Below are 20,675 nucleotides of genomic sequence, written 5' to 3'. Positions count from 1 at the left end.
GCTAAAAATAGCGACACCAAGATCGCTATTTTTCATCATAATTAAACAATTATTTGACTCGCATTCCTGGTGTTGCACCTTGATCTGGTGTTAATAAGAAAATATCACTACCACCAGGTCCTGCTGCTAACACCATTCCTTCAGACACACCAAATTTCATTTTGCGTGGTGCCAAATTTGCCACCATCACCGTTAAACGTCCTTCCAATTCTTCTGGTTTATAGGCTGACTTAATCCCAGCAAACACTTGGCGAGTTTCATTACCAATATCTAAGGTTAATTTCACCAACTTATTCGCTTCTGGTACCGCTTCTGCTTTGACAATTTTTGCCACCCGTAAATCAATTTTTGCAAAGTCATCGATTGAAATTGTGTCGGCAATCGGATCGATATTACTATCCACTGCTTTGGCTGGTGCCGCATTTACTGCTGCATTTTCGGCTTTTGAAGCCTCAATTAATGTCTCAATCTGACTCATCTCTAAACGACTAAATAAGGCTTTAAATGGTGCAATTTGATGATCGAGTAATGGTGTTGCTAAATTTGCCCATTGTAATTGATCATTGAGAAATGCTTCTGCACGTTCCGCTAACTTCGGTAATACTGGTTTCAAATACCCCATTAGCATACGGAATAACTGAATACCCATTGAGCAGATTTCGTGTAATTCTTGTGTACGTGCTTCATCTTTCGCAATCACCCATGGTGCCATCTCATCAACATATTTATTCGCTTTGTCGCATAAATTCATAATTTCGCGGATAGCTTTATTAAATTCTCGATTCTCATAATATTGTGCAATTTGTTCTGCTTGTTCACAGAATGCTTGCCATAATGCTTGGTCATGTAAGCGATTTGCTAATTTACCTGCAAAGCGTTTTTGAATAAAGCCTGCATTACGGCTAGCTAAATTGACTAATTTATTCACAATATCGCTATTTACACGTTGGACAAAATCTTCCAAATTCAGATCTAAATCATCAATTCTATTGCTCAATTTCGCTGCGTAGTAATAACGTAAACATTCAGGATCAAGATGATTTAAATAGGTTTTCGCCTGAATAAATGTACCACGAGATTTTGACATTTTTTCGCCATTTACGGTCACATAGCCATGGACAAAAATATTGGTTGGTTTACGATAACCCGAACCTTCTAGCATTGCTGGCCAGAATAGACTATGGAAATAAACAATATCCTTACCAATAAAATGATAAAGCTCAGTGGTACTTGCTTGATTCCAGAAACGATCAAAGTCAATACCTTGACGAGAACAAAGGTTTTTAAATGATGCCATATAGCCTATTGGTGCATCTAACCAAACATAAAAATATTTACCTGGTTGATTTGGGATCTCAAAACCAAAATAAGGTGCATCACGCGAGATATCCCATTGCTGTAAGCCAGACTCAAACCATTCCATCATTTTATTGGCAACTTCTGCTTGCAATGTACCTGATTTAATCCACTCTTTTAGCATTGACTCAAAAGCAGGTAAATCAAAGAAAAAATGCTCTGATTCTTTTAATACTGGGGTAGCACCAGAAACAACAGAACGAGGATTAATCAATTCTGTTGGACTATAGGTTGCCGAACAGACTTCACAATTATCGCCATACTGATCCTCTGCTTTACATTTTGGGCAAGTCCCTTTCACAAAACGATCTGGCAAGAACATACTTTTTTCAGGATCGAATAATTGAGAAATCGTGCGACTTTTGATAAAACCGTTCTCTTTTAATTTATGATAAATAATGCCTGATAATTCTTGGTTTTCTGGGCTATGCGTTGAATAATAGTTGTCATAACTAATATTAAACCCTGCAAAAGAAGAGATATGTTGTTGTTGTACATCCGCAATTAATTGTTCTGGTGAAATTCCCATTTGATCCGCTTTCAGCATAATCGGCGTGCCATGTGCATCATCTGCACAAACAAAATAAATTTCATTTCCACGCATTCTTTGAAAACGTACCCAAATATCTGCTTGGATATGCTCAAGCATATGACCTAAATGAATCGGGCCGTTAGCATAAGGTAATGCACAAGTAACAAGTATTTGACGGCAACTAGACATAAACTTTCCTTCTATCATAATCATTTTTTCAATTTGCAAAATAACGGCTAATGTTACTCTATTGCCCTTAACTTTTCCAGCATGCTAACTCCATCGAGTAACTTTCTCGATTAACGCAATATTTTGCTTAACAGGTGGTAGCTTGCGTGGTTAAATAAGCGGGCAAATTAACTCTACAAACAAAAAAGGATGGATAAATGAGTAATTTAACCTTTACTTTTTCCAATATGGATGAAGCACTTGCACAGCAAATTGCAGAAAAAATCCAACAATTCCAACACTCAACCTTACAAAAAGATTTACTAACGCTAAAAGCCCTCAAAAAACTCTCTATTCAAGAGGGAACATTACACATTACTTTAACTATGCCATTCGCATGGAATAGTGGTTTTGCTGATTTAAAACAAACACTTACAGCACCACTTGCTCAATTAGCCAAAGTTTCTAAAGTAGAATGGTCAATTCAATACCAAATTGCCACTTTAAAACGGGCCAATAATCAACCTGCAGTGAATGGAGTAAAAAATATTATTGCGGTAAGTTCTGGTAAAGGAGGCGTAGGTAAGTCAACAACCGCCGTGAACTTAGCGTTAGCATTACAAGCACAAGGTGCAAAAGTAGGTATCTTAGATGCTGATATTTATGGTCCATCTATTCCCTATATGTTAGGTGCCGAAGGACAACGTCCAACCTCACCAGATAATCAACATATGGTGCCAATCGTGGCACACGGTTTACAATCTAACTCGATTGGTTATTTAATGGATGCAGATAGCGCCACTATTTGGCGTGGCCCAATGGCAAGTAGTGCATTAAGTCAATTACTCAATGAAACTTGGTGGACGGATTTAGATTATTTAGTGATTGATATGCCTCCAGGCACTGGTGATATTCAATTAACCCTGTCACAGCAGATCCCAGTAACAGGTGCTTTAGTTGTTACCACACCACAAGATATTGCATTACTGGATGCGATTAAAGGTATTGCAATGTTCAAACGTGTTTCCGTTCCTGTATTAGGTATTATTGAAAATATGAGTGTACATATTTGTGCAAACTGTGGACATCACGAAGCTATTTTCGGTACTGGCGGTGCAGAAAAAGTGGCGGAAAAATACCAGATCAAACTGTTAGGGCAACTGCCATTACATATCCGTTTACGCGAAGATCTTGATCAAGGTAAACCAACAGTTATTGCTGCACCAGAACACGAAATCACCCAATCATTCCTTGAGTTAGCACAAACTGTTGCGGCAGAACTATACTGGCAAGGAGAAACCATTCCTGCAGAAATTATGATTCGTGAAGTGAAATAATCTTTGATAACAATACAAAAAACTTCATCTCGTAAAAAAAGATGAAGTTTTTTTATTATAGTTAGACGTTAGCTAGCCATAATAAAAAACCGCCTTTTTATCGGCGGTCTTTTTTTTGAAATCTTTTTATTGGTGCCTAGGGTCGGACTCGAACCGACACGCTTTTAAGGGCGGCGGATTTTGAATCCGCTGCGTCTACCAATTTCGCCACCCAGGCAAGTAATGAACGGAGCAAATTATACGGATGTTTCAACTCGTTGCAAGCAGAAAATGAGAGAAAATATCTGTTCGTTGCTATTTTCAACAACTTATCTCTATTTCGCTGCTTATTTGACTTTTTAGTGTTATTCCTGCGATATGTTTCAGTTTATTTACTCAATACTAAAGATAAAATCCCCGCAGCAATTAACGGCCCAACTGGCACACCGCCTAAAAAGGCTACACCAATAATTGTGCCAATCAATAATCCAGTGACAAGCGTTGGTGCTCCACTCATCAAAGTAACACCTCGTCCACCTAACCAAGCAACTAAAATCCCAACAGCAACAGCTAATAACATTTTCCAATGTAATAACTCTTTTATTTCAGGCAAACTAATCTTGCCTGATACCAATGGACTCAGTACTCCAATCGTTAAAATAATGATCCCGATTGTTAAGCCATATTTATCTAACCAAACAATATATTTTGACAACACCGTTTCATGCATTAATAGCAATACTGACGCAGCGACAGTAATAGAATGATTATGCCCAATGACACCTAATGCAATAAGTGCAACCAAAAACAAGGCAATCCCATTGAACTGTAACGACATATTTAAAATCCTCTTTAATCTAAAACAATCAAATCTGGTAACGTAGCAAAACTTTTATTTTTTACTGTTTCATAAAAGTCATCAATATAGGCAATATTCTGATCTTCCGCTCGAATCGCAGCATATAAATTACTGTATAACCCTTTATTCGTAATTTTACGTGCGACCACATAGCCACGCTCTAAATATGGCAATACTGCCCAATAAGGCACAGCTGCTATACCTCGCTTACTGGCAACTAATTGGATCATCGCAATGGTTAATTCAGTTGTGCGACGAATTGGGTTAATTCCAGCTGGTTTTAATACTTTGCGTAATAGATCCAACATATCATCTGGCACTGGATAAGTAATCACAGTTTGATCAATAAAATCTTCTGCTTGCCAAATATCTTTATTCACCAACTCATGATCACGTGAACAAATTCCTACCATTTCATAAGCAAATAGCGGACGATAAATAACATCACTATTCTCTTCTAGCTCAGAAACTATCGCTAAATCGGCACGATCAGTTAATAATAATCCAACAGGATCGGTATGGAATCCAGAAACGATATCCAATTCGACCAATCCCCAATGCTGACGAAATTCATCCATTGCAGGCATTAACCAATCAAAGCAAGTATGACATTCTACTGCAATACGTAACTCACCCGCTTCACCTTGCTGAACACGTGCAAGATCTCGTTCCGCCATCGCCACTTTAGGTAATACTTCATGGGCTAATTGGATTAAACGCTCACCTGCTGCTGTAAAACGAATTGGATTTGTTTTACGTTCAAACAAAGGTAAACCAAATTGTTCTTCCATTAATTTTAATTGGTGTGAAAGGGCTGATTGAGTTAAATACACTCGTTTCGCTGCTGACGACACACTACCCGTTTCTTTCAATGCGAGTAAGGTTTTTAAATGACGTAATTCTAAAAAAGTTGGTTTCATCTGTATTAAATTAATTCATCTTATTTATGAAAATTATGAGCTTTCATCATATAACATTTTTCGTTATTCTGCATTGCAGATAGACGTTTAGCCGTCTATTTTACCGAATTAATGAAAAAAAGATATGGAGAAGCGATTATGACAACATTTCATCTAGCAGGATTTCCTCGTGTCGGTGCCAAACGTGAACTAAAATTTGCTCAAGAACGTTATTGGCGTAAAGAATTATCCGAACAAGATTTATTAACTGTCGCAAAATTATTGCGTGAAAAGAATTGGAAACATCAAGCAGCAGCGAATGCCGATTTTGTCAGTGTCGCAGATTTTACTTTCTATGATCATATTTTAGATTTACAAGTCGCAACAGGTGCAATCCCTGCTCGTTTCGGTTTCGATAGCCAAAATTTAACCTTGGATCAATATTTCCAACTAGCACGTGGTAATGAAAGCCAATTTGCGATTGAAATGACGAAATGGTTTGATACCAACTATCACTATCTTGTCCCTGAATTTCATAAAAATACGGAATTTAAAGCGAATCCAACGCACTATGTACAACAATTAGAAGAAGCTCAGGCATTAGGTTATCAAGCAAAACCAACTTTAGTTGGGCCAATTACCTTCCTTTATCTAGGTAAAGAGAAAGGCGAAGCCTTTGATCGTCTATCCTTACTAGATAAATTACTACCTGTTTATGAACAAATCCTCGATGCTTTAGTTGCAAAAGGTGCAACTTGGATTCAAATTGATGAACCTGCATTAACTTTAGATTTACCTGATGAATGGTTAGCAAAATTCCAAGCGGTATATACTCACCTAGCAACAAAAGCTAACATTTTATTAGCTACTTATTTTGGTTCAGTCGCTGAACATGCGGATTTATTAAAATCACTTCCAGTTGCTGGATTACATATTGATGTAGTGCGAGCACCAGAACAATTAGCAACCTTTGCCGATTATCACAAAGTACTTTCGGTAGGGATTATTGATGGCCGTAATATCTGGCGTGCAAATTTAAATAAAGAATTAGATATTCTTGAACCATTAAAAGATATCTTTGCAGAAAGACTATGGATTGCTCCAAGTTGTTCATTACTACATGTTCCTTATGATTTATCGGTTGAAACTCAATTAGATAAAGATCTCTATTCTTGGTTAGCATTTTGTTTACAAAAAGTTGAAGAGCTAAGCATTTTGAAAAAAGCATTAGATCAAGGACGTGCTTCAGTACAAACTGAATTAGATGCAAGTCAGGCTGCTGCAGAAGCTCGTGCAAACAGCAAAGTGATCCACCGCCCAGAAGTGGCTGCTCGTTTAGCCGCTTTGCCAGCTAATGCTGATCAACGTAAATCGCCATTCGCCGAACGAATTAAACTACAAAAAGCATGGTTAAATTTACCATTATTACCAACAACTAATATTGGTTCATTCCCACAAACAACAGAAATTCGTCACGCGCGAGCAAAATTTAAAAAAGGTGAACTTTCTGCTGCGGATTATGAAGCTGCAATGAAAAAAGAGATTGAGTTTGTTGTTCGTGAACAAGAAAAATTAGATCTTGATGTTTTAGTACATGGTGAAGCAGAACGTAATGATATGGTGGAATACTTTGGTGAATTACTTGACGGCTTCGCATTTACTAAATTTGGTTGGGTACAAAGTTACGGTAGTCGTTGCGTGAAACCACCTATTATTTTTGGTGATGTGGTACGTCCTGAACCAATGACAGTTGCGTGGTCAACCTACGCTCAAAGTTTAACAAATCGTGTAATGAAAGGAATGTTAACTGGCCCTGTCACAATTTTACAATGGTCATTTGTGCGTAATGATATTAGCCGTGCAACGGTATGTAAGCAAATCGCATTAGCATTAAACGATGAAGTATTGGATTTAGAAAAAGCAGGAATTAAAGTGATTCAAATTGATGAACCAGCCATTCGTGAAGGTCTGCCACTCAAACGTGCAGATTGGCAAGCATACTTAGATTGGGCTGGTGAAGCATTCCGCCTATCTTCTAGTGGCTGTGAGGACAGTACACAAATTCATACTCATATGTGTTATTCAGAATTCAACGACATTTTGCCAGCAATCGCTGCATTAGATGCGGATGTCATCACGATTGAAACTTCTCGTTCAGATATGGAGCTATTAACTGCATTTGCAGATTTCAAATATCCAAATGAAATTGGTCCAGGTGTGTATGATATCCACAGCCCTCGTGTACCAACGGAAGCAGAAATTGAACATCTGTTACGCAAAGCATTAAATGTCATTCCAAAAGAACGTTTATGGGTCAACCCTGACTGTGGTTTAAAAACTCGTGCTTGGCCAGAAACGCTTGCTGCACTAGAAAATATGGTTAAAGTCACGAAAAAATTGCGTGCAGAATTAGCTTAATAAGTCTATCAATCCCCACATTATGTGGGGATTATTACTTCTCTCCCTTTTCCTCATTCCTCACCAACAAAATAATCCCTTAAGAAATGATATTAAGCAAAGATTATGTAGAACAATACAAAATGCACTAGGATTTAATTTTCGATTTCGTTAGACTAACGCGCAGTTGTCATATTAATAGGTATAACATTTATGGAAAACGGTAACAAAGTAGAATTATTAGTCAATGTTACCCCGAATGAAACAAGGATTGCGCTCGTTGCGGCGGGCATTTTGCGTGAAGTTCACGTTGAACGGGAAACAAAGCGGGGAATTGTCGGAAATATTTATAAAGGTCGAGTAACACGAGTTTTACCTGGAATGCAGTCAGCTTTTGTTGATATTGGTTTAGAAAAAGCCGCATTTTTACATGCTTCTGATATTGTTTCTCACACTGAATGTGTAGATGAAAATGAACAAAAACAATTTGTCGTAAAAGATATCGCCGAATTAGTGCGTGAAGGACAAGATATTATTGTACAAGTCGTCAAAGATCCACTGGGTACAAAAGGGGCCCGCCTAACGACTGACATCACATTACCTTCTCGTTATCTGGTTTTTATGCCAGAAAATAGTCATGTTGGTGTGTCACAACGTATTGAAAGTGAAGAAGAGAGGGCAAGGCTTAAAGAATTAGTGACGCCGTTTTGTGATGAACTTGGGGGCTTCATTATTCGTACAGCATCGGAAAATGTTTCTTTAGATGAATTGCAACAAGATGCTGACTTTTTGAAACGTTTATGGCGTAAAGTGTTAGAACGTAAAGTACGTTCTACCGCACCAGCAATGCTCTATGCCGAACCTGCATTAGCACAGCGTATTATTCGTGATTTCGTTGGCATGACGATTGATAGTATTAGAATTGATTCCAAATTGATTTATCTTGAAGTTAAAGAGTTTATTGAAGAGTTTTTACCACACTTAACGCAAACATTATCCGTTTATACGGGTCCTCAACCATTGTTTGATTTGTATGGTGTTGAAGAAAGTATTCAAAAAGCCTTGAATAAACGCGTTAATTTAAAATCTGGTGGCTATTTGATTATCGAGCAAACTGAAGCGATGACAACGATTGATATCAATACTGGTGGCTTCGTTGGACATCGTAATTTAGAAGAAACCATATTTAATACCAATATTGAAGCGACACAAGCGATTGCACACCAACTACAATTACGCAATCTTGGTGGCATCATTATTATCGATTTTATTGATATGCAAATTGAAGAACATCAAGAACGGGTATTGCAATCGCTAAAAGAAGCGTTAGCGAAAGATCGTGTTAAAACAACGGTAAATGGCTTTACTCAACTTGGCTTAGTGGAAATGACCCGCAAAAGAACACGCGAAAGTTTGGAACACGTCTTATGTGAAGAATGCCCAAACTGTCAAGGTCGTGGTCGAGTCAAAAGTGTGGAAACCGTATGTTATGAAATTGCTCGGGAAATTATTCGTGTTCACCATTTATACTCAAGCGAACAATTTTTGGTCTATGCCTCTCGTGCAGTCGCAGAACATCTTATCAATGAAGAAACTCACGCTTTACTGGCTGAAGTTGAAGTCTTTATTGGCAAAAAAGTACAAATTAAAATGGAGCCTTATTATACGCAAGAACAGTTTGATGTCGTTGTGATGTAAGATTAATGTAGGAATAAAATAATGATTATTGAACAAGTAACCGATTCTTTACTTTCACCAAACCAATTATCCATTCAACAGTTACCCACCATTTTTGATATTTTTGCTGATCGGCAGATTGATTTTGCCGATCTCTTTTTTCAAACCTCAATGGACGAAGTCTGGACTTTAGAAGATGGTATTATCAAAGAAGGTGGATTTCATATTGATCGTGGCGTAGGCATTCGAGCGATTAGTGGTGAAAAGACGGGGTTTGCTTACTCTGATGTCATTAGTTTAGCCGCTTTACAAGATTGTGCCTTAGCAGCAAAAGGGATTGCACAAAGTAAAACTCCTGCGAAACCACTTTTTGTTCCACAAGGTTTTACTCCCGTTAATCCAATTCTACGTTATGCAGCGATTAATCCCTTAGATAGCTTAAGTCGAGAAAAGAAAATTGAGTTATTACATCTCGTCGATCGTGTTGCTCGTGCAGAAGATCCACGTATTACTCGTGTTTCTGTGAGTTTATCTACACTCTATGAAGAAGTCTTAATTGCTGCCACTGATGGCACATTAGCCGCTGATATTCGCCCATTAATTCGCTTATCCATTTCCGTTTTAGCGGAACAAGATGGCAAACGTGAACGTGGTAGTGCTGGCGTTGGTGGACGTTGTGGATTGAATTGGTTCTTTGAGCAGTATCAAGGTGAACAACGTGCGATTTATTTTGCAAAAGAAGCAGTACGTCAAGCGTTGGTTAATCTGAATGCTATCGCTGCACCAGCAGGTATGATGCCTGTAATTCTCGGTGCTGGCTGGCCAGGCGTTTTACTCCACGAAGCCGTTGGGCATGGTTTAGAAGGTGATTTTAATCGAAAACAATCTTCAATTTTCAGTGGCAAATTAGGTGAATTAGTTACCTCTCCACTCTGCACTATTGTCGATGATGGTACGCTTGCTAATCGACGTGGTTCATTAACGATTGATGATGAAGGTGTACCAAGCCAATACAATGTATTAATCAAAGACGGTGTTTTACAAGGCTATATGCAGGATAAATTAAATGCAAAATTAATGGGAATGCAGCCAACAGGGAATGCACGCCGTGAATCCTATGCACATCTGCCAATGCCACGTATGACCAATACTTATATGTTGCCAGGTGAAAGTAAGTTTGATGATCTGATCCAATCGGTGGATTATGGTGTGTATGCCCCACATTTTGGTGGTGGGCAAGTGGATATTACCTCTGGAAAATTTGTTTTCTCCACTTCAGAAGCCTATCTGATTGAAAAAGGAAAAATTAGCAAACCAATTAAAGGTGCAACCTTGATTGGTAGTGGTATTGAAGTAATGAACAATATTTCCATGGTGGCAGATGAACTGGCGATTGATCACGGTATTGGTGTCTGTGGTAAACAAGGACAAAGTGTCCCTGTCGGCGTAGGACAACCAGCGTTAAAAATTGAGAAAATTACTGTTGGGGGCACCAATTAAAATGAATTTTTATTCATTTTATTGACTATATATGCAATCAGTCGTATGCTTATTTGGCTTTTAAGTAGAACATAAACCATAAAAATATCCCCTCTATACTATAGAGGGGTATTTTTCGGATAAAAGAATCTTCCCCAATCTTCATTTATTTGAGGAATCAAACAAGTTAGACGAATAATGATCTGAGGCAATAATATGACACAACAAATTACACGCAGCGATTTTGATCAATATCTAGTACAAAATTACTCTCCAGCAGACTTTATCCCCGTAAAAGGTAAAGGTAGCCGAGTTTGGGATCAACAAGGCAAAGAATACATTGATTTAACTGGTGGGATTGCAGTGAATGCACTAGGACATTGTCCTGATGAGTTATTAGCTGTATTGCAACAACAAGGTTCAACGTTGTGGCATTCTAGTAACTGGTTTACCAGTGAACCGACTATCGCTTTAGCAAAATCTTTAGTGGAAAAAACCTTTGCCGAGCGTGTGATGTTCGTCAATTCAGGCGCCGAAGCAAACGAAGCTGCGCTTAAACTTGCTCGCCGTTATGCTGTTGATCATTTCGGTTATCAAAAAAGTAAAATTATCTCTTTTAAACAGAGTTTCCACGGACGTACTCTTTTCACGGTAAGTGTCGGCGGTCAAGCAAAATATTCCGATGGATTTGGCCCTAAACCTGCTGATATTGTGCATATTCCTTACAATGATTTAGAGGCTGTGAAAGCGGTGATTGACGATCATACTTGTGCGGTAATTATTGAGCCAATCCAAGGTGAAAGTGGTGTCTTACCTGCTGATCCTGCATTTTTGCAAGGCTTACGCCAACTTTGTGATCAATACCAAGCACTATTAATCTTTGATGAAGTGCAAACTGGTGTGGGACGTTCTGGTTATTTTTATACTTATATGAAGTATGGTGTTGTGCCTGATATTTTGACCAGTGCGAAAGCATTAGCGAATGGTTTCCCGATTGGCGCCATGCTGACTACTGATAAAATTGCGGCAAGTTTCAAACCAGGTGTACACGGTACAACATTTGGTGGTAATCCTCTCGCTTGTGCCGTTGCTAACAAAGTAGTTGAAATTATTGCAGATGAAAATTTCTTAGCTCAAGTAAGAGCAAAAAGCGAGCAGATCAAACAAGCCATTGCTGAAATTAATCAACAAGTATCACTATTTAAACAAATACGCGGTGAAGGACTATTAATTGGTGCAGAATTGGTCGAACAATATCAAGGTAAAGCGATGGACTTCTGTCATGTAGCAAATCAATATGGTTTGATGCTACTCGTAGCTGGGCCAAATGTAGTACGTTTTGCTCCTGCACTGAATATTACAGCCCAAGAACTTGAAGAAGGCTTAAAACGTTTTCAACAAACCGCTCAAGCATTTGTTGCTGCGTAATTTTACAAATAATTGATGACTTCCCTTTTGTTCAATACAAAAGGGAATTTTTTATCAGATATTTATGCAATACTCACAATATAGCCTAGAAAAACCCTAGCAAATGTGATAGCTTTTCAACGTTAATTTATATGGAGTACGCAATCAATTATTATGAGTGACGAACATTCAACTGAGTCCAATCAGAAGAAAAATTTCTTTCAATCTTTATTAAGTAATTTCTTCCCTGCCGAACCTAAAAATCGAGAAGAGTTAGTCGAAGCCATTCGAGATTCAGAACAAAACGACATTATTAATCAAGAAACCCGTCAAATGATTGAAGGGGTGATTGAAATTTCTGAGTTACGGGTTCGTGATATTATGATCCCTCGTTCACAGATTGTCTTTATCAATGCAGAACATAGCTTATCTGAATGTTTAGATATTATCATTGATTCTGCTCACTCCCGTTTTCCTGTGATCGCAGATGAACGTGATAATGTTATCGGCTTACTCCTCGCTAAAGATTTACTTAAATATTTACGCCCTGATTCTTCAGAGTTTTCGATCCAAGAAGTATTACGCCCAGCCGTGATTATTCCTGAAAGTAAACGAGTTGACCGAATGTTGAAAGAGTTCCGTTCTGAACGTTTCCATATGGCAATTGTTGTCGATGAATTCGGTTCGATTTCAGGTCTAGTAACGATTGAAGATATTTTGGAACAGATCGTTGGAGATATTGAAGATGAATTTGATGAAGAAGAAGTAGAAGATATTCGCCAACTATCTAAACATACTTATGCAGTACAAGCATTAACTGATATTGAAGATTTCAACCATTACTTCGGTACTGGTTTTACGGGTGAAGAAGTCGATACGATTGGTGGGGTTATTATGCAAGCCTTTGGCTATTTGCCATCTCGTGGTGAAAGTATTCAATTAGATAATATTGAATTTAAAGTTACCTCCGCCGATAGTCGTCGCATCATTCAACTTCGTGTTATTTTGCCTGATGAACAATTAGAAAAAATGGAACAACAAAACTCATCTATTGAAGCGGATTAAAACCAGTCGGATACTTGTATCCGACAATTTATTGACCCTACAAAAATAATCTACCTATATTTTTACTTACCAGAGAATTGATATGTTGACTTATTTATTCCCGATTAGTGCTTTATTGGGCGGTATTATTGGTGTATTTGCTTATGCACCATTTAATTACAGTTTCCTTGCATTTATCTCACTCCTATTACTTTTAACCGTTATCAAATACAGTAAAACCAATAAACAAACATTATTCTCTGTTTTCCTTTGGGGAATGGGATATTTCACATTTGGGTTAAATTGGATCAACATTAGTGTGCATCAATTTGGCGGTTTGCCTACCATTGCTGCTTATGCGTTAGTCGTTTTACTCGCTGCTTATCTATCACTATTTCCAATGCTATTTGCTTGGTTAATTCGCAAATTAGCAATTAACCAATCGATTATTTTTGCAATCTTATGGACGTTCACTGAATTCTTGCGTGGCTGGCTATTTTCAGGCTTTCCTTGGTTACAATTCGGCTATACGCAAATTGATACATTCTTTGCTAGCATCGCCCCATTTTTTGGTGTGCAAGGTATTACGTTTGTAATGGTTTGGTTATCTGCATTAGTTTTAAATGTGATTGATAGCCTTTTTATCAATAAACAACGCCATTGGCTATTAACAAGCTCGCAAGCATTACTAGCAATCTTACTAGTAGGGATCAGCTATTACAGCCAACAAATTTCATTTATCAAACCCAATACAACTGAAAAACCACTGACTATTACTTTAGTTCAAGGCAATATTGAGCAACAACTAAAATGGAATCCTGATTATCTCTATCAATCATTAGATATTCATAAAAACTTGGTTGAATCACAACTCGGTAAAAGCGACATTATTATTTTACCTGAATCAGTATTGCCACTATTAGAAAATCAACTTGAGCCTTATATTACGATGCTCTCTCGTTTTTCACAGCAATCGCATAGTGCTATTTTATTAGGCACAATTTATCAAAAACCAAATACCGAGCAATTATTTAACTCCCTTATTGCATTAAAGCCTGAACAACCTTATTCCATTGATAACGTCCCTCGTTATTTAAAACATCACTTGGTGCCATTTGGTGAATATATTCCATTGTCTTGGATTAAAAATATACTGGATATTCCTTTTTCTGATATGAGCGAAGGTCCTTATACTCAAGTACCACTTGATGTAAAAGGTGCAAAATTTGCTAATGCTATTTGTTACGAAATTATTTTCGATAATCAAGTTCGACATAGTGTCCAGAATGGCGCAGATTTTATTCTAACCGTATCTAATGACGCGTGGTTTGGTACTTCAATTGGTCCTTGGCAACATTTCCAAATGGCAAGAATGCGTGCTTTAGAGTTAGGTAAACCTTTGATCCGAGCTACTAATACTGGGGTAACAGCGTTTATTGATGCCCACGGTAAAATCATTAGCCAAGCACCACAATTCCAACAAACTACCCTCACCGCACAAGTCACAAAAGTAGTCGGTAAAACACCATTTGCCGCATTAGGCAGCACGCCATTATATCTACTGTCGGTTGTATTATTTATCTTGCATTTAGTAGGTAGTGTAATGAGAAGGGTTTTGGTGAGAAGGGTTGTGGGTAAATGAATTTATCAACTACTAGGTAATTTATTGTTAGATAGATTAGATATGACAATAGCTCTAGTGTAATTTTTCAATATTTCTTTTTACTCATATTAATTTTTTAGTAGCTATGCCAATATATTTTTAATACTGAATGTATTATTATGTGATATATTATTCTTCATTATATACTTGAATGTATTAAATAAACTATTTGAAGATAAGATAAATGAATATGCTAAAAAAAGTTGAACGCCTTATTGATGAAATTAATAAAGTTCATTTTGCATTTTCACAAGACTACTTTGAAACAGGCAAAATTGAAAAAGTCAATCTAAAACATACCCTTTCTAAAGTCCCTGTAGAACATATCCTTGCGTATCGCTTAAATCTGCATGAGTCAATTAATGATTATCTATATCGTGCAGATCTGTATGATATATCTTATTTTTATCGAGTAAAAACATCTGAATCCATCTTAGATAAGATAAAGCGTTTTCAACAGCGAAGTGAAGGCTACCCTGTTAATAGTATTTTAAACGATATCTTTGGCGCACGAATTATTGTTTCTAGTGAAGATATTTCACAAATTATGGAACAACTCGATAATTGGAAAGAAAAATATGGATTAAAAAATTGGTATCTTAGAGATAAAGAAGAATATATCGGCATTCATATTTATTTTAAAAATTCTAGCAATTTCTATTATCCTTGGGAATTACAAATTTGGGATAAGAAAGATGCTGAAAGAAATATTCAAAGTCATATGAAATATAAGAGAGGGTTTGTTAAATAATCAAACAAATAATTCCCTTTAAAAATGATGTAGATGTAGATGTAGATGTAGATGTAGATGTAGATGTAGATGATTATTTTTATTCAAGGTATATATAAATGAGTACAACTTTTTATAGCTTAGAACGTTATTTTGATCTTGCTTGCCAAAAACACCCACAATTACAACACCTGAAATCTCAATGGGACTTTGACAAAGAGTTAATCAGTAAAGCATTGCAAAATGTTAATATTATTTTCTCTCATTATAGCCGTCATGACGCATCTCATTCTAACCAAATAATTATCAATATTGAAAGATTATTAGGAGATAAAATGCAATATTTATCTGCAACTGATCTATGGTTAATACTAGAATCAGCCTATAACCATGATATTGGTATGGTTATTACAAAGAAACAAATACAAGATATAGATTCTGAAGAATTTCAGAATTTTATAAAACAATTAGCAATGCATAAAGATCATGAATTATCCTTGTTTGCACAAAATTGGCTAGATAATCAAGCTATATTACCTCAAAAATCTGCATCTCATGACTTTATACAACAATATACGCAACTACTTGCTGAATGGTTTAGAAAAAAACATCCCTTAAATTCTGCCAACATTGTTAGAAATCCAGTAGAAGAAATAGGTTTAAACTCTTCCAGAAATGAGCTTCTTCCCAAACGCTTATTCAATATCCTAGCCAAAATCTGCAAAGCCCATGGTAGTGATTTTGATGATATGATAGCAGCTCTTCCAAAAGCTGAAGCTGGTTTAGCTACAGAAGATTGCCATCCTAGATATGTTGCCTGTTTATTAAGAATAGCTGATCTTCTTGATATTGATGATAATAGATTCTGTCCAGTAATGATGAGTATACATGGTAATAATCTGCCTATTATTAGCAAAGCTCATAAAGATAAACATCTTTCAGTACAACATTTTCGCTTAGATTCTGAACGTATTGAAATTGAATGTCACTGCCCAACACCCGAATCTTATGAAACTGCATTTGATTGGTTTGAATGGTTAAAATTTGAATATCATAAGCAAACACAATATTGGGATAAAATTGTTCCTAGTGAAACACTAGGTAGATTACCAACCCTAATGAATCCAGTAGTCAAGATTCAAAAACCTTTCTTAATTATTCAGGAAGGTAAAAAACCATCATTTAATATTAATAAACAAAGTTTGCTTAATTTAATAAGAGGAACAGGATTATATAGCTCTTATTTTGATAGTATACGTGAAATATTACAAAATGCTATCGATGCTACTTTATATCGAATTTGGATTGAAAACAAACACAAATATGACTTTTCTAATCTATCGCCCATAGATACACAATTTGTTGATTTAGTAAATAATTATAAAATTGATGTTGAACTTAAAGAAGATGGACAAAATATATGGCTATTGACTATCAAAGATCAAGGGATTGGAATTAGTATAAATGATCTTACCTATATGCTAGAAATCGGGGGGTCAAGAAATAATACATACAAACAAAAAATTCTAGAAGAAATGCCTACATGGTTTAAGCCTTCTGGTATATTTGGTATAGGTCTACAAAGTGCATTTTTATTAGCTGATGAATTTTATATTACAAGTAGATCTATTTTTGATCAAAAAAATCTAAAAATTCATTTTCATAAAATAAAAGGTATTACAATTGAAGAGGTTGATAATATTACTTCGTATGGATGTGAATTTAAAATAGCTATTAGAATTGAAAAATTCCCTGAAAGATATAGTTATTCTTTTGATGATGATATCAATTTTCAGATAACTAATAGATTAAAAGAATACGATATTACTAGTCCTTCTTTTAGATTAGATTTTGTCAAAAGAATATCTCTTATAAATAAAATAAAAAAATTTAGTCTACATGCACCAATCAAAATTAATATAAAAAATGCTATTGCCCCCTCTTCTCTTATAAAAGAAAAGGAATATTACTATTTTAGTAAAGAACATAATATTCTATTAAGTAATATTAGATTTGAAGATAAAATTTGTCATATACATACTTTTTTTAGAGGGCAAAGAATACCAAAGTTTTTATTACGCTTCACTGGTATACAATTTGATGCTGACATTTATTCAGATAGTGCAGATAAACTTCTTAGTTACAACAGAGAAAGCGTATTGCCAGAAGCTGATTCCAACATACGAAAAAAGATATATTTAACTATTTCTGAATACATTATAGAAAATTTCAATAATCTATCTGACGAAGATAAACCATTTGCTGCACTAAACTATTTATTAACATATCCAGGCTTAGAAAACAAAAATAAAAACATTATCAAATATATAAATAAATTACAAATTTCCTTTTTCAACAAACCAACATTATCCCTAGAAAAACTTTTGCATAAAATATATAATAATGAAATACCTTACATATCAGAAATAGATACTGATTATACTATTAATTATAATATTAAAAAGAACGAATATATTATTAATAATTCTATAAAATCAGAAATAATAAAATACTTACTTTTTTATTTTAAAAATAAGAATTTATTCTATTGCATTAATCAAGAAACTTTAAATACCAATCAATTTATTTATAAAACAACTTATCAATTTTATAAAAATGATACTATGCCTGTTACAAATACATATATGAGAAAGATTATTCAAAATAAGTTTTCTCACACAAGAGGTTGTCGATTATTTTTTCCAGCTTGGGGAGAATTTAGAGATTTAGCTATAAAAGAAAAAGCTACTGCATATGGTGATATATTTAAATATACAATACCAAATGACGATCTACTGATTTTACCCATTAATTTTAATCTTTCCCCCAACGATAGAGATCTTTTTTGGGACTCATCAGAAAAATTTATCAATTGGATCTACACAAATAGAAAAAATTCAGAAATTACTCTAGAAGGGATAATTATACTTAATAATAAATTAATAGATCATTTAAAAAACATTCTGAATTAGCTTTTTAAAAGATAATACTCAATTAGCAACAAAATAAGATTGTAATGATAAATTTAAGAAAAAAGCATCAATCACAAGTGGGTGTAAAGAATTAACAATAATTATAAAAACTCTCATGTGAAGCTCAGAAGTGAATTCTATCGACAATTAGATATTGAACATCAAGCGTTTTTAAAAGAGAGGAATGATAAAACCAACGAAAATGGTTATTTTTCTTATAAATATCATCATATAAGAGGAGGTTTATGCCAATTTAAAGCGCTATATCAATTTTCTATTTATGATAAAATATTATGCAGGATTCTTAATAAGAAAAGTTGTAAGAATTATCAGAAATAACAATTAACAACTTTTTTGTCCTATATGCTAATTTTAACTTTTATATTGATAAAATATACTAATAAATTTATTTAATTTTTTTAACGTCATATCTACTTTAATTTTTATAAATTTATCGCTTTCTTCTTCATTAATAATGATTAACCTTTCTCTCATTAATTCTAAAAATGTTAACTCAGGATATAAATGAAATATTATACTTTTTCCATCTAGCCTCTTAGTTTCAGAATATCTATAACCAAAAAATGATAACAATAAATATATAGAATTAATTTTCATTTTTTTAACAAAATCAGATCCTATTTTATGCATAATAGGGTAGTATTCATATGTTTTACAAATTAACTCATTAAGCTTAGCCTCATCTTTTAACTTAATCAAATTTTCTATCTCCTTTATTAAAATACTCTCTTTATAAGCCTCATATTCTCTTTTAATTAAATCATGTGTAGATTTAATTTCATCAAACATATCATTAATTTCTTTATCTTCTATCTCTATATAGCCATACCCACTACCATTAGACAATAAATCAAAAGCTTTACTTTTTACCCAACTTTCTTTTAACCTATTATCATATATATACTTTTTCGCAACATCTGCCATACAAGATAATTCCAAATCCAATCGAATATCTTTTTTATAAAAAAATGCTAATAATCTAAAAACATGCATAACTATACTCAAATCATTATATTTAAATTCGATATATTCTTTTTTTACTTTATATAATACTTCATAAAACTCTTCCTTCTCTAAGTCAGGCCATTTCCATAATTTAATCCAATTTGGTTTATCATTTTCTGATTTAAAAATAAAATGTTGAGAAATTAATTCATTTAAATTTTTGACAGGAACTCCTAAAATAATATTTTCCCATACTTTATTATTAAGAAATTGATAATCAGAAAAATGTTGCTTTTCAATAGTAGACCATGCAGCATCAAAACTATTTTTTAATTTATATAACAAAGACAAATAAAAAAAATATTGAATAAAAATTTCTTTAAATAGCTTATTTTCAAAAAGATCAGTTTCTATAAACTCTTTAATGTAAAAGAAATTATCGAATGTTCTTAATAGACATCTCAAATTATTATTTCCAAACTTTTCAAATAAATCTTTTATTATATTGATATCTTTTTGACAGAAAAATTTTCCATATTTATTCAGAAGATCTATCCAGATAGTTTTTTCATTTAAATAAAGATTTATAGTTTTATTAACCACTTTTTCTTTAAACTTATTAAAATAAGTCATTTTCGAATTTTCAATCATATTTTCTGAAGCAATCAAAATTACTTTGTTATTATGATGTTCCACTAAAAGATTAATAAACCCCAATATCTCTTCTATAGGTATTAATGTTCTCTCTAAGTCATCAAATATAAAAAATTTTTTCCCATTATCTTCCTTCATAATAGAATTGAAATAATTAGAATTGATAGAAAATTCAATATTACTCTCATAATCATCTACTATATGAATTTTTGTAGTAGCATTTATTGATCCCTTAACTAATTTCACTATATTTTTCGTAATTTTAGAAGATAGAAATGGATGGATTCCTTGAAAAATAGAATCTTTAACTTCTTTTATACTTTTTAGGCCAAAAAGACTAATATAGATAAATTTATTTTTATAATTTCCTCTTTTTCTTGATTCTATATATTCTTTAATGAAATATGTTTTTCCCACACCCCAATTACCTGTTAGCAATGTTGCATAATCTGTCTTCTCTTTCGCTAAATAATGATCTAAATACTTATAAAATTCATCAACTTCTCTCATACATAATACCTTAATATACCTCAAGCAACATTTTATTAAGTACTAA

At 34.3% G+C, this 20,675-nt stretch carries 13 protein-coding genes and 1 tRNA gene; 9 read left to right on the top strand and 5 right to left on the bottom strand.

What is annotated here, in order from left to right:
• Positions 1 to 49: 49 nt before the first annotated feature.
• Positions 50 to 2,077 (bottom strand): methionine--tRNA ligase, encoded by a 2,028-nt coding sequence (gene metG / locus ACFFHT_RS00285; RefSeq protein ID WP_382372364.1) that lies wholly within the window; start codon positions 2,075 to 2,077, stop codon positions 50 to 52.
• 227 nt (positions 2,078 to 2,304) lie between these two features.
• Between metG and apbC the strand changes: the two genes are divergently transcribed.
• On the top strand, positions 2,305 to 3,393 hold the full coding sequence (gene apbC, locus ACFFHT_RS00280; RefSeq protein WP_382372508.1) for an iron-sulfur cluster carrier protein ApbC: 1,089 nt from the start codon (positions 2,305 to 2,307) through the stop codon (positions 3,391 to 3,393).
• 130 nt (positions 3,394 to 3,523) lie between these two features.
• Here the strand turns inward: apbC and ACFFHT_RS00275 are convergent.
• From ACFFHT_RS00275 to ACFFHT_RS00265, 3 genes are all read right to left on the bottom strand, one after another.
• Positions 3,524 to 3,610 (bottom strand) — tRNA-Leu (locus ACFFHT_RS00275).
• Between the two features lie 150 nt (positions 3,611 to 3,760).
• Positions 3,761 to 4,210, bottom strand: a complete 450-nt coding sequence (locus ACFFHT_RS00270; RefSeq protein WP_382372362.1) for a DUF441 domain-containing protein — start codon at positions 4,208 to 4,210, stop codon at positions 3,761 to 3,763.
• Between the two features lie 14 nt (positions 4,211 to 4,224).
• Complete coding sequence (locus ACFFHT_RS00265) at positions 4,225 to 5,151, bottom strand: LysR family transcriptional regulator (RefSeq protein ID WP_382372360.1); 927 nt, start codon at positions 5,149 to 5,151, stop codon at positions 4,225 to 4,227.
• Between the two features lie 138 nt (positions 5,152 to 5,289).
• On the opposite strand from ACFFHT_RS00265, the gene metE reads away from it, so the two are divergent.
• From metE to ACFFHT_RS00225, 8 genes are all read left to right on the top strand, one after another.
• Positions 5,290 to 7,548 carry a 5-methyltetrahydropteroyltriglutamate--homocysteine S-methyltransferase gene (gene metE / locus ACFFHT_RS00260; protein ID WP_382372359.1) on the top strand — a complete coding sequence of 753 codons (2,259 nt, stop codon included), beginning with the start codon at positions 5,290 to 5,292 and terminating at the stop codon, positions 7,546 to 7,548.
• Between the two features lie 192 nt (positions 7,549 to 7,740).
• Complete coding sequence (rng, locus tag ACFFHT_RS00255) at positions 7,741 to 9,225, top strand: ribonuclease G (protein ID WP_382372357.1); 1,485 nt, start codon at positions 7,741 to 7,743, stop codon at positions 9,223 to 9,225.
• A 21-nt stretch (positions 9,226 to 9,246) separates the two neighbouring features.
• Positions 9,247 to 10,704 carry a metalloprotease TldD gene (tldD, locus tag ACFFHT_RS00250; protein WP_382372355.1) on the top strand — a complete coding sequence of 486 codons (1,458 nt, stop codon included), beginning with the start codon at positions 9,247 to 9,249 and terminating at the stop codon, positions 10,702 to 10,704.
• 195 nt (positions 10,705 to 10,899) lie between these two features.
• The gene (locus ACFFHT_RS00245; RefSeq protein WP_382372353.1) at positions 10,900 to 12,111 is read left to right on the top strand and encodes an aspartate aminotransferase family protein; all 1,212 of its coding nucleotides are present in this window, start codon (positions 10,900 to 10,902) and stop codon (positions 12,109 to 12,111) included.
• Positions 12,112 to 12,264: 153 nt separating this feature from the next.
• On the top strand, positions 12,265 to 13,155 hold the full coding sequence (gene corC / locus ACFFHT_RS00240) for a CNNM family magnesium/cobalt transport protein CorC (RefSeq protein ID WP_382372351.1): 891 nt from the start codon (positions 12,265 to 12,267) through the stop codon (positions 13,153 to 13,155).
• Positions 13,156 to 13,237: 82 nt separating this feature from the next.
• Complete coding sequence (lnt, locus tag ACFFHT_RS00235; protein WP_382372349.1) at positions 13,238 to 14,776, top strand: apolipoprotein N-acyltransferase; 1,539 nt, start codon at positions 13,238 to 13,240, stop codon at positions 14,774 to 14,776.
• Positions 14,777 to 14,987: 211 nt separating this feature from the next.
• The gene (locus ACFFHT_RS00230) at positions 14,988 to 15,548 is read left to right on the top strand and encodes a RelA/SpoT-related domain-containing protein (RefSeq protein WP_382372507.1); all 561 of its coding nucleotides are present in this window, start codon (positions 14,988 to 14,990) and stop codon (positions 15,546 to 15,548) included.
• Between the two features lie 98 nt (positions 15,549 to 15,646).
• Positions 15,647 to 18,499 carry an HD domain-containing protein gene (locus ACFFHT_RS00225; protein ID WP_382372347.1) on the top strand — a complete coding sequence of 951 codons (2,853 nt, stop codon included), beginning with the start codon at positions 15,647 to 15,649 and terminating at the stop codon, positions 18,497 to 18,499.
• Positions 18,500 to 18,871: 372 nt separating this feature from the next.
• Here the strand turns inward: ACFFHT_RS00225 and ACFFHT_RS00220 are convergent, their stop codons facing one another.
• Positions 18,872 to 20,629 (bottom strand): P-loop NTPase fold protein, encoded by a 1,758-nt coding sequence (locus ACFFHT_RS00220; RefSeq protein ID WP_382372345.1) that lies wholly within the window; start codon positions 20,627 to 20,629, stop codon positions 18,872 to 18,874.
• Between the last annotated feature and the right edge of the window lie 46 nt (positions 20,630 to 20,675).

Origin of the sequence: Gallibacterium melopsittaci, from assembly GCF_042433085.1 — a bacterium.
In the GTDB taxonomy this organism is placed as follows: Bacteria; Pseudomonadota; Gammaproteobacteria; order Enterobacterales; family Pasteurellaceae; genus Gallibacterium; species Gallibacterium melopsittaci.
The sequence above is the reverse complement of the archived record's forward strand: the minus strand, read 5'-3'. Positions and strand labels throughout refer to the sequence as shown.

Coding starts and splice junctions, on each gene's coding strand:
- rng (WP_382372357.1), top strand. CDS start 7,741: ATGGAAAACGGTAACAAAGTAGAATTATTAGTCAATGTTACCCCGAAT.
- ACFFHT_RS00225 (WP_382372347.1), top strand. CDS start 15,647: ATGAGTACAACTTTTTATAGCTTAGAACGTTATTTTGATCTTGCTTGC.
- ACFFHT_RS00220 (WP_382372345.1), bottom strand. CDS start 20,629: ATGAGAGAAGTTGATGAATTTTATAAGTATTTAGATCATTATTTAGCG.
- ACFFHT_RS00265 (WP_382372360.1), bottom strand. CDS start 5,151: ATGAAACCAACTTTTTTAGAATTACGTCATTTAAAAACCTTACTCGCA.
- apbC (WP_382372508.1), top strand. CDS start 2,305: ATGGATGAAGCACTTGCACAGCAAATTGCAGAAAAAATCCAACAATTC.
- metG (WP_382372364.1), bottom strand. CDS start 2,077: ATGTCTAGTTGCCGTCAAATACTTGTTACTTGTGCATTACCTTATGCT.
- ACFFHT_RS00245 (WP_382372353.1), top strand. CDS start 10,900: ATGACACAACAAATTACACGCAGCGATTTTGATCAATATCTAGTACAA.
- ACFFHT_RS00270 (WP_382372362.1), bottom strand. CDS start 4,210: ATGTCGTTACAGTTCAATGGGATTGCCTTGTTTTTGGTTGCACTTATT.
- lnt (WP_382372349.1), top strand. CDS start 13,238: ATGTTGACTTATTTATTCCCGATTAGTGCTTTATTGGGCGGTATTATT.
- ACFFHT_RS00230 (WP_382372507.1), top strand. CDS start 14,988: ATGCTAAAAAAAGTTGAACGCCTTATTGATGAAATTAATAAAGTTCAT.
- tldD (WP_382372355.1), top strand. CDS start 9,247: ATGATTATTGAACAAGTAACCGATTCTTTACTTTCACCAAACCAATTA.
- corC (WP_382372351.1), top strand. CDS start 12,265: ATGAGTGACGAACATTCAACTGAGTCCAATCAGAAGAAAAATTTCTTT.
- metE (WP_382372359.1), top strand. CDS start 5,290: ATGACAACATTTCATCTAGCAGGATTTCCTCGTGTCGGTGCCAAACGT.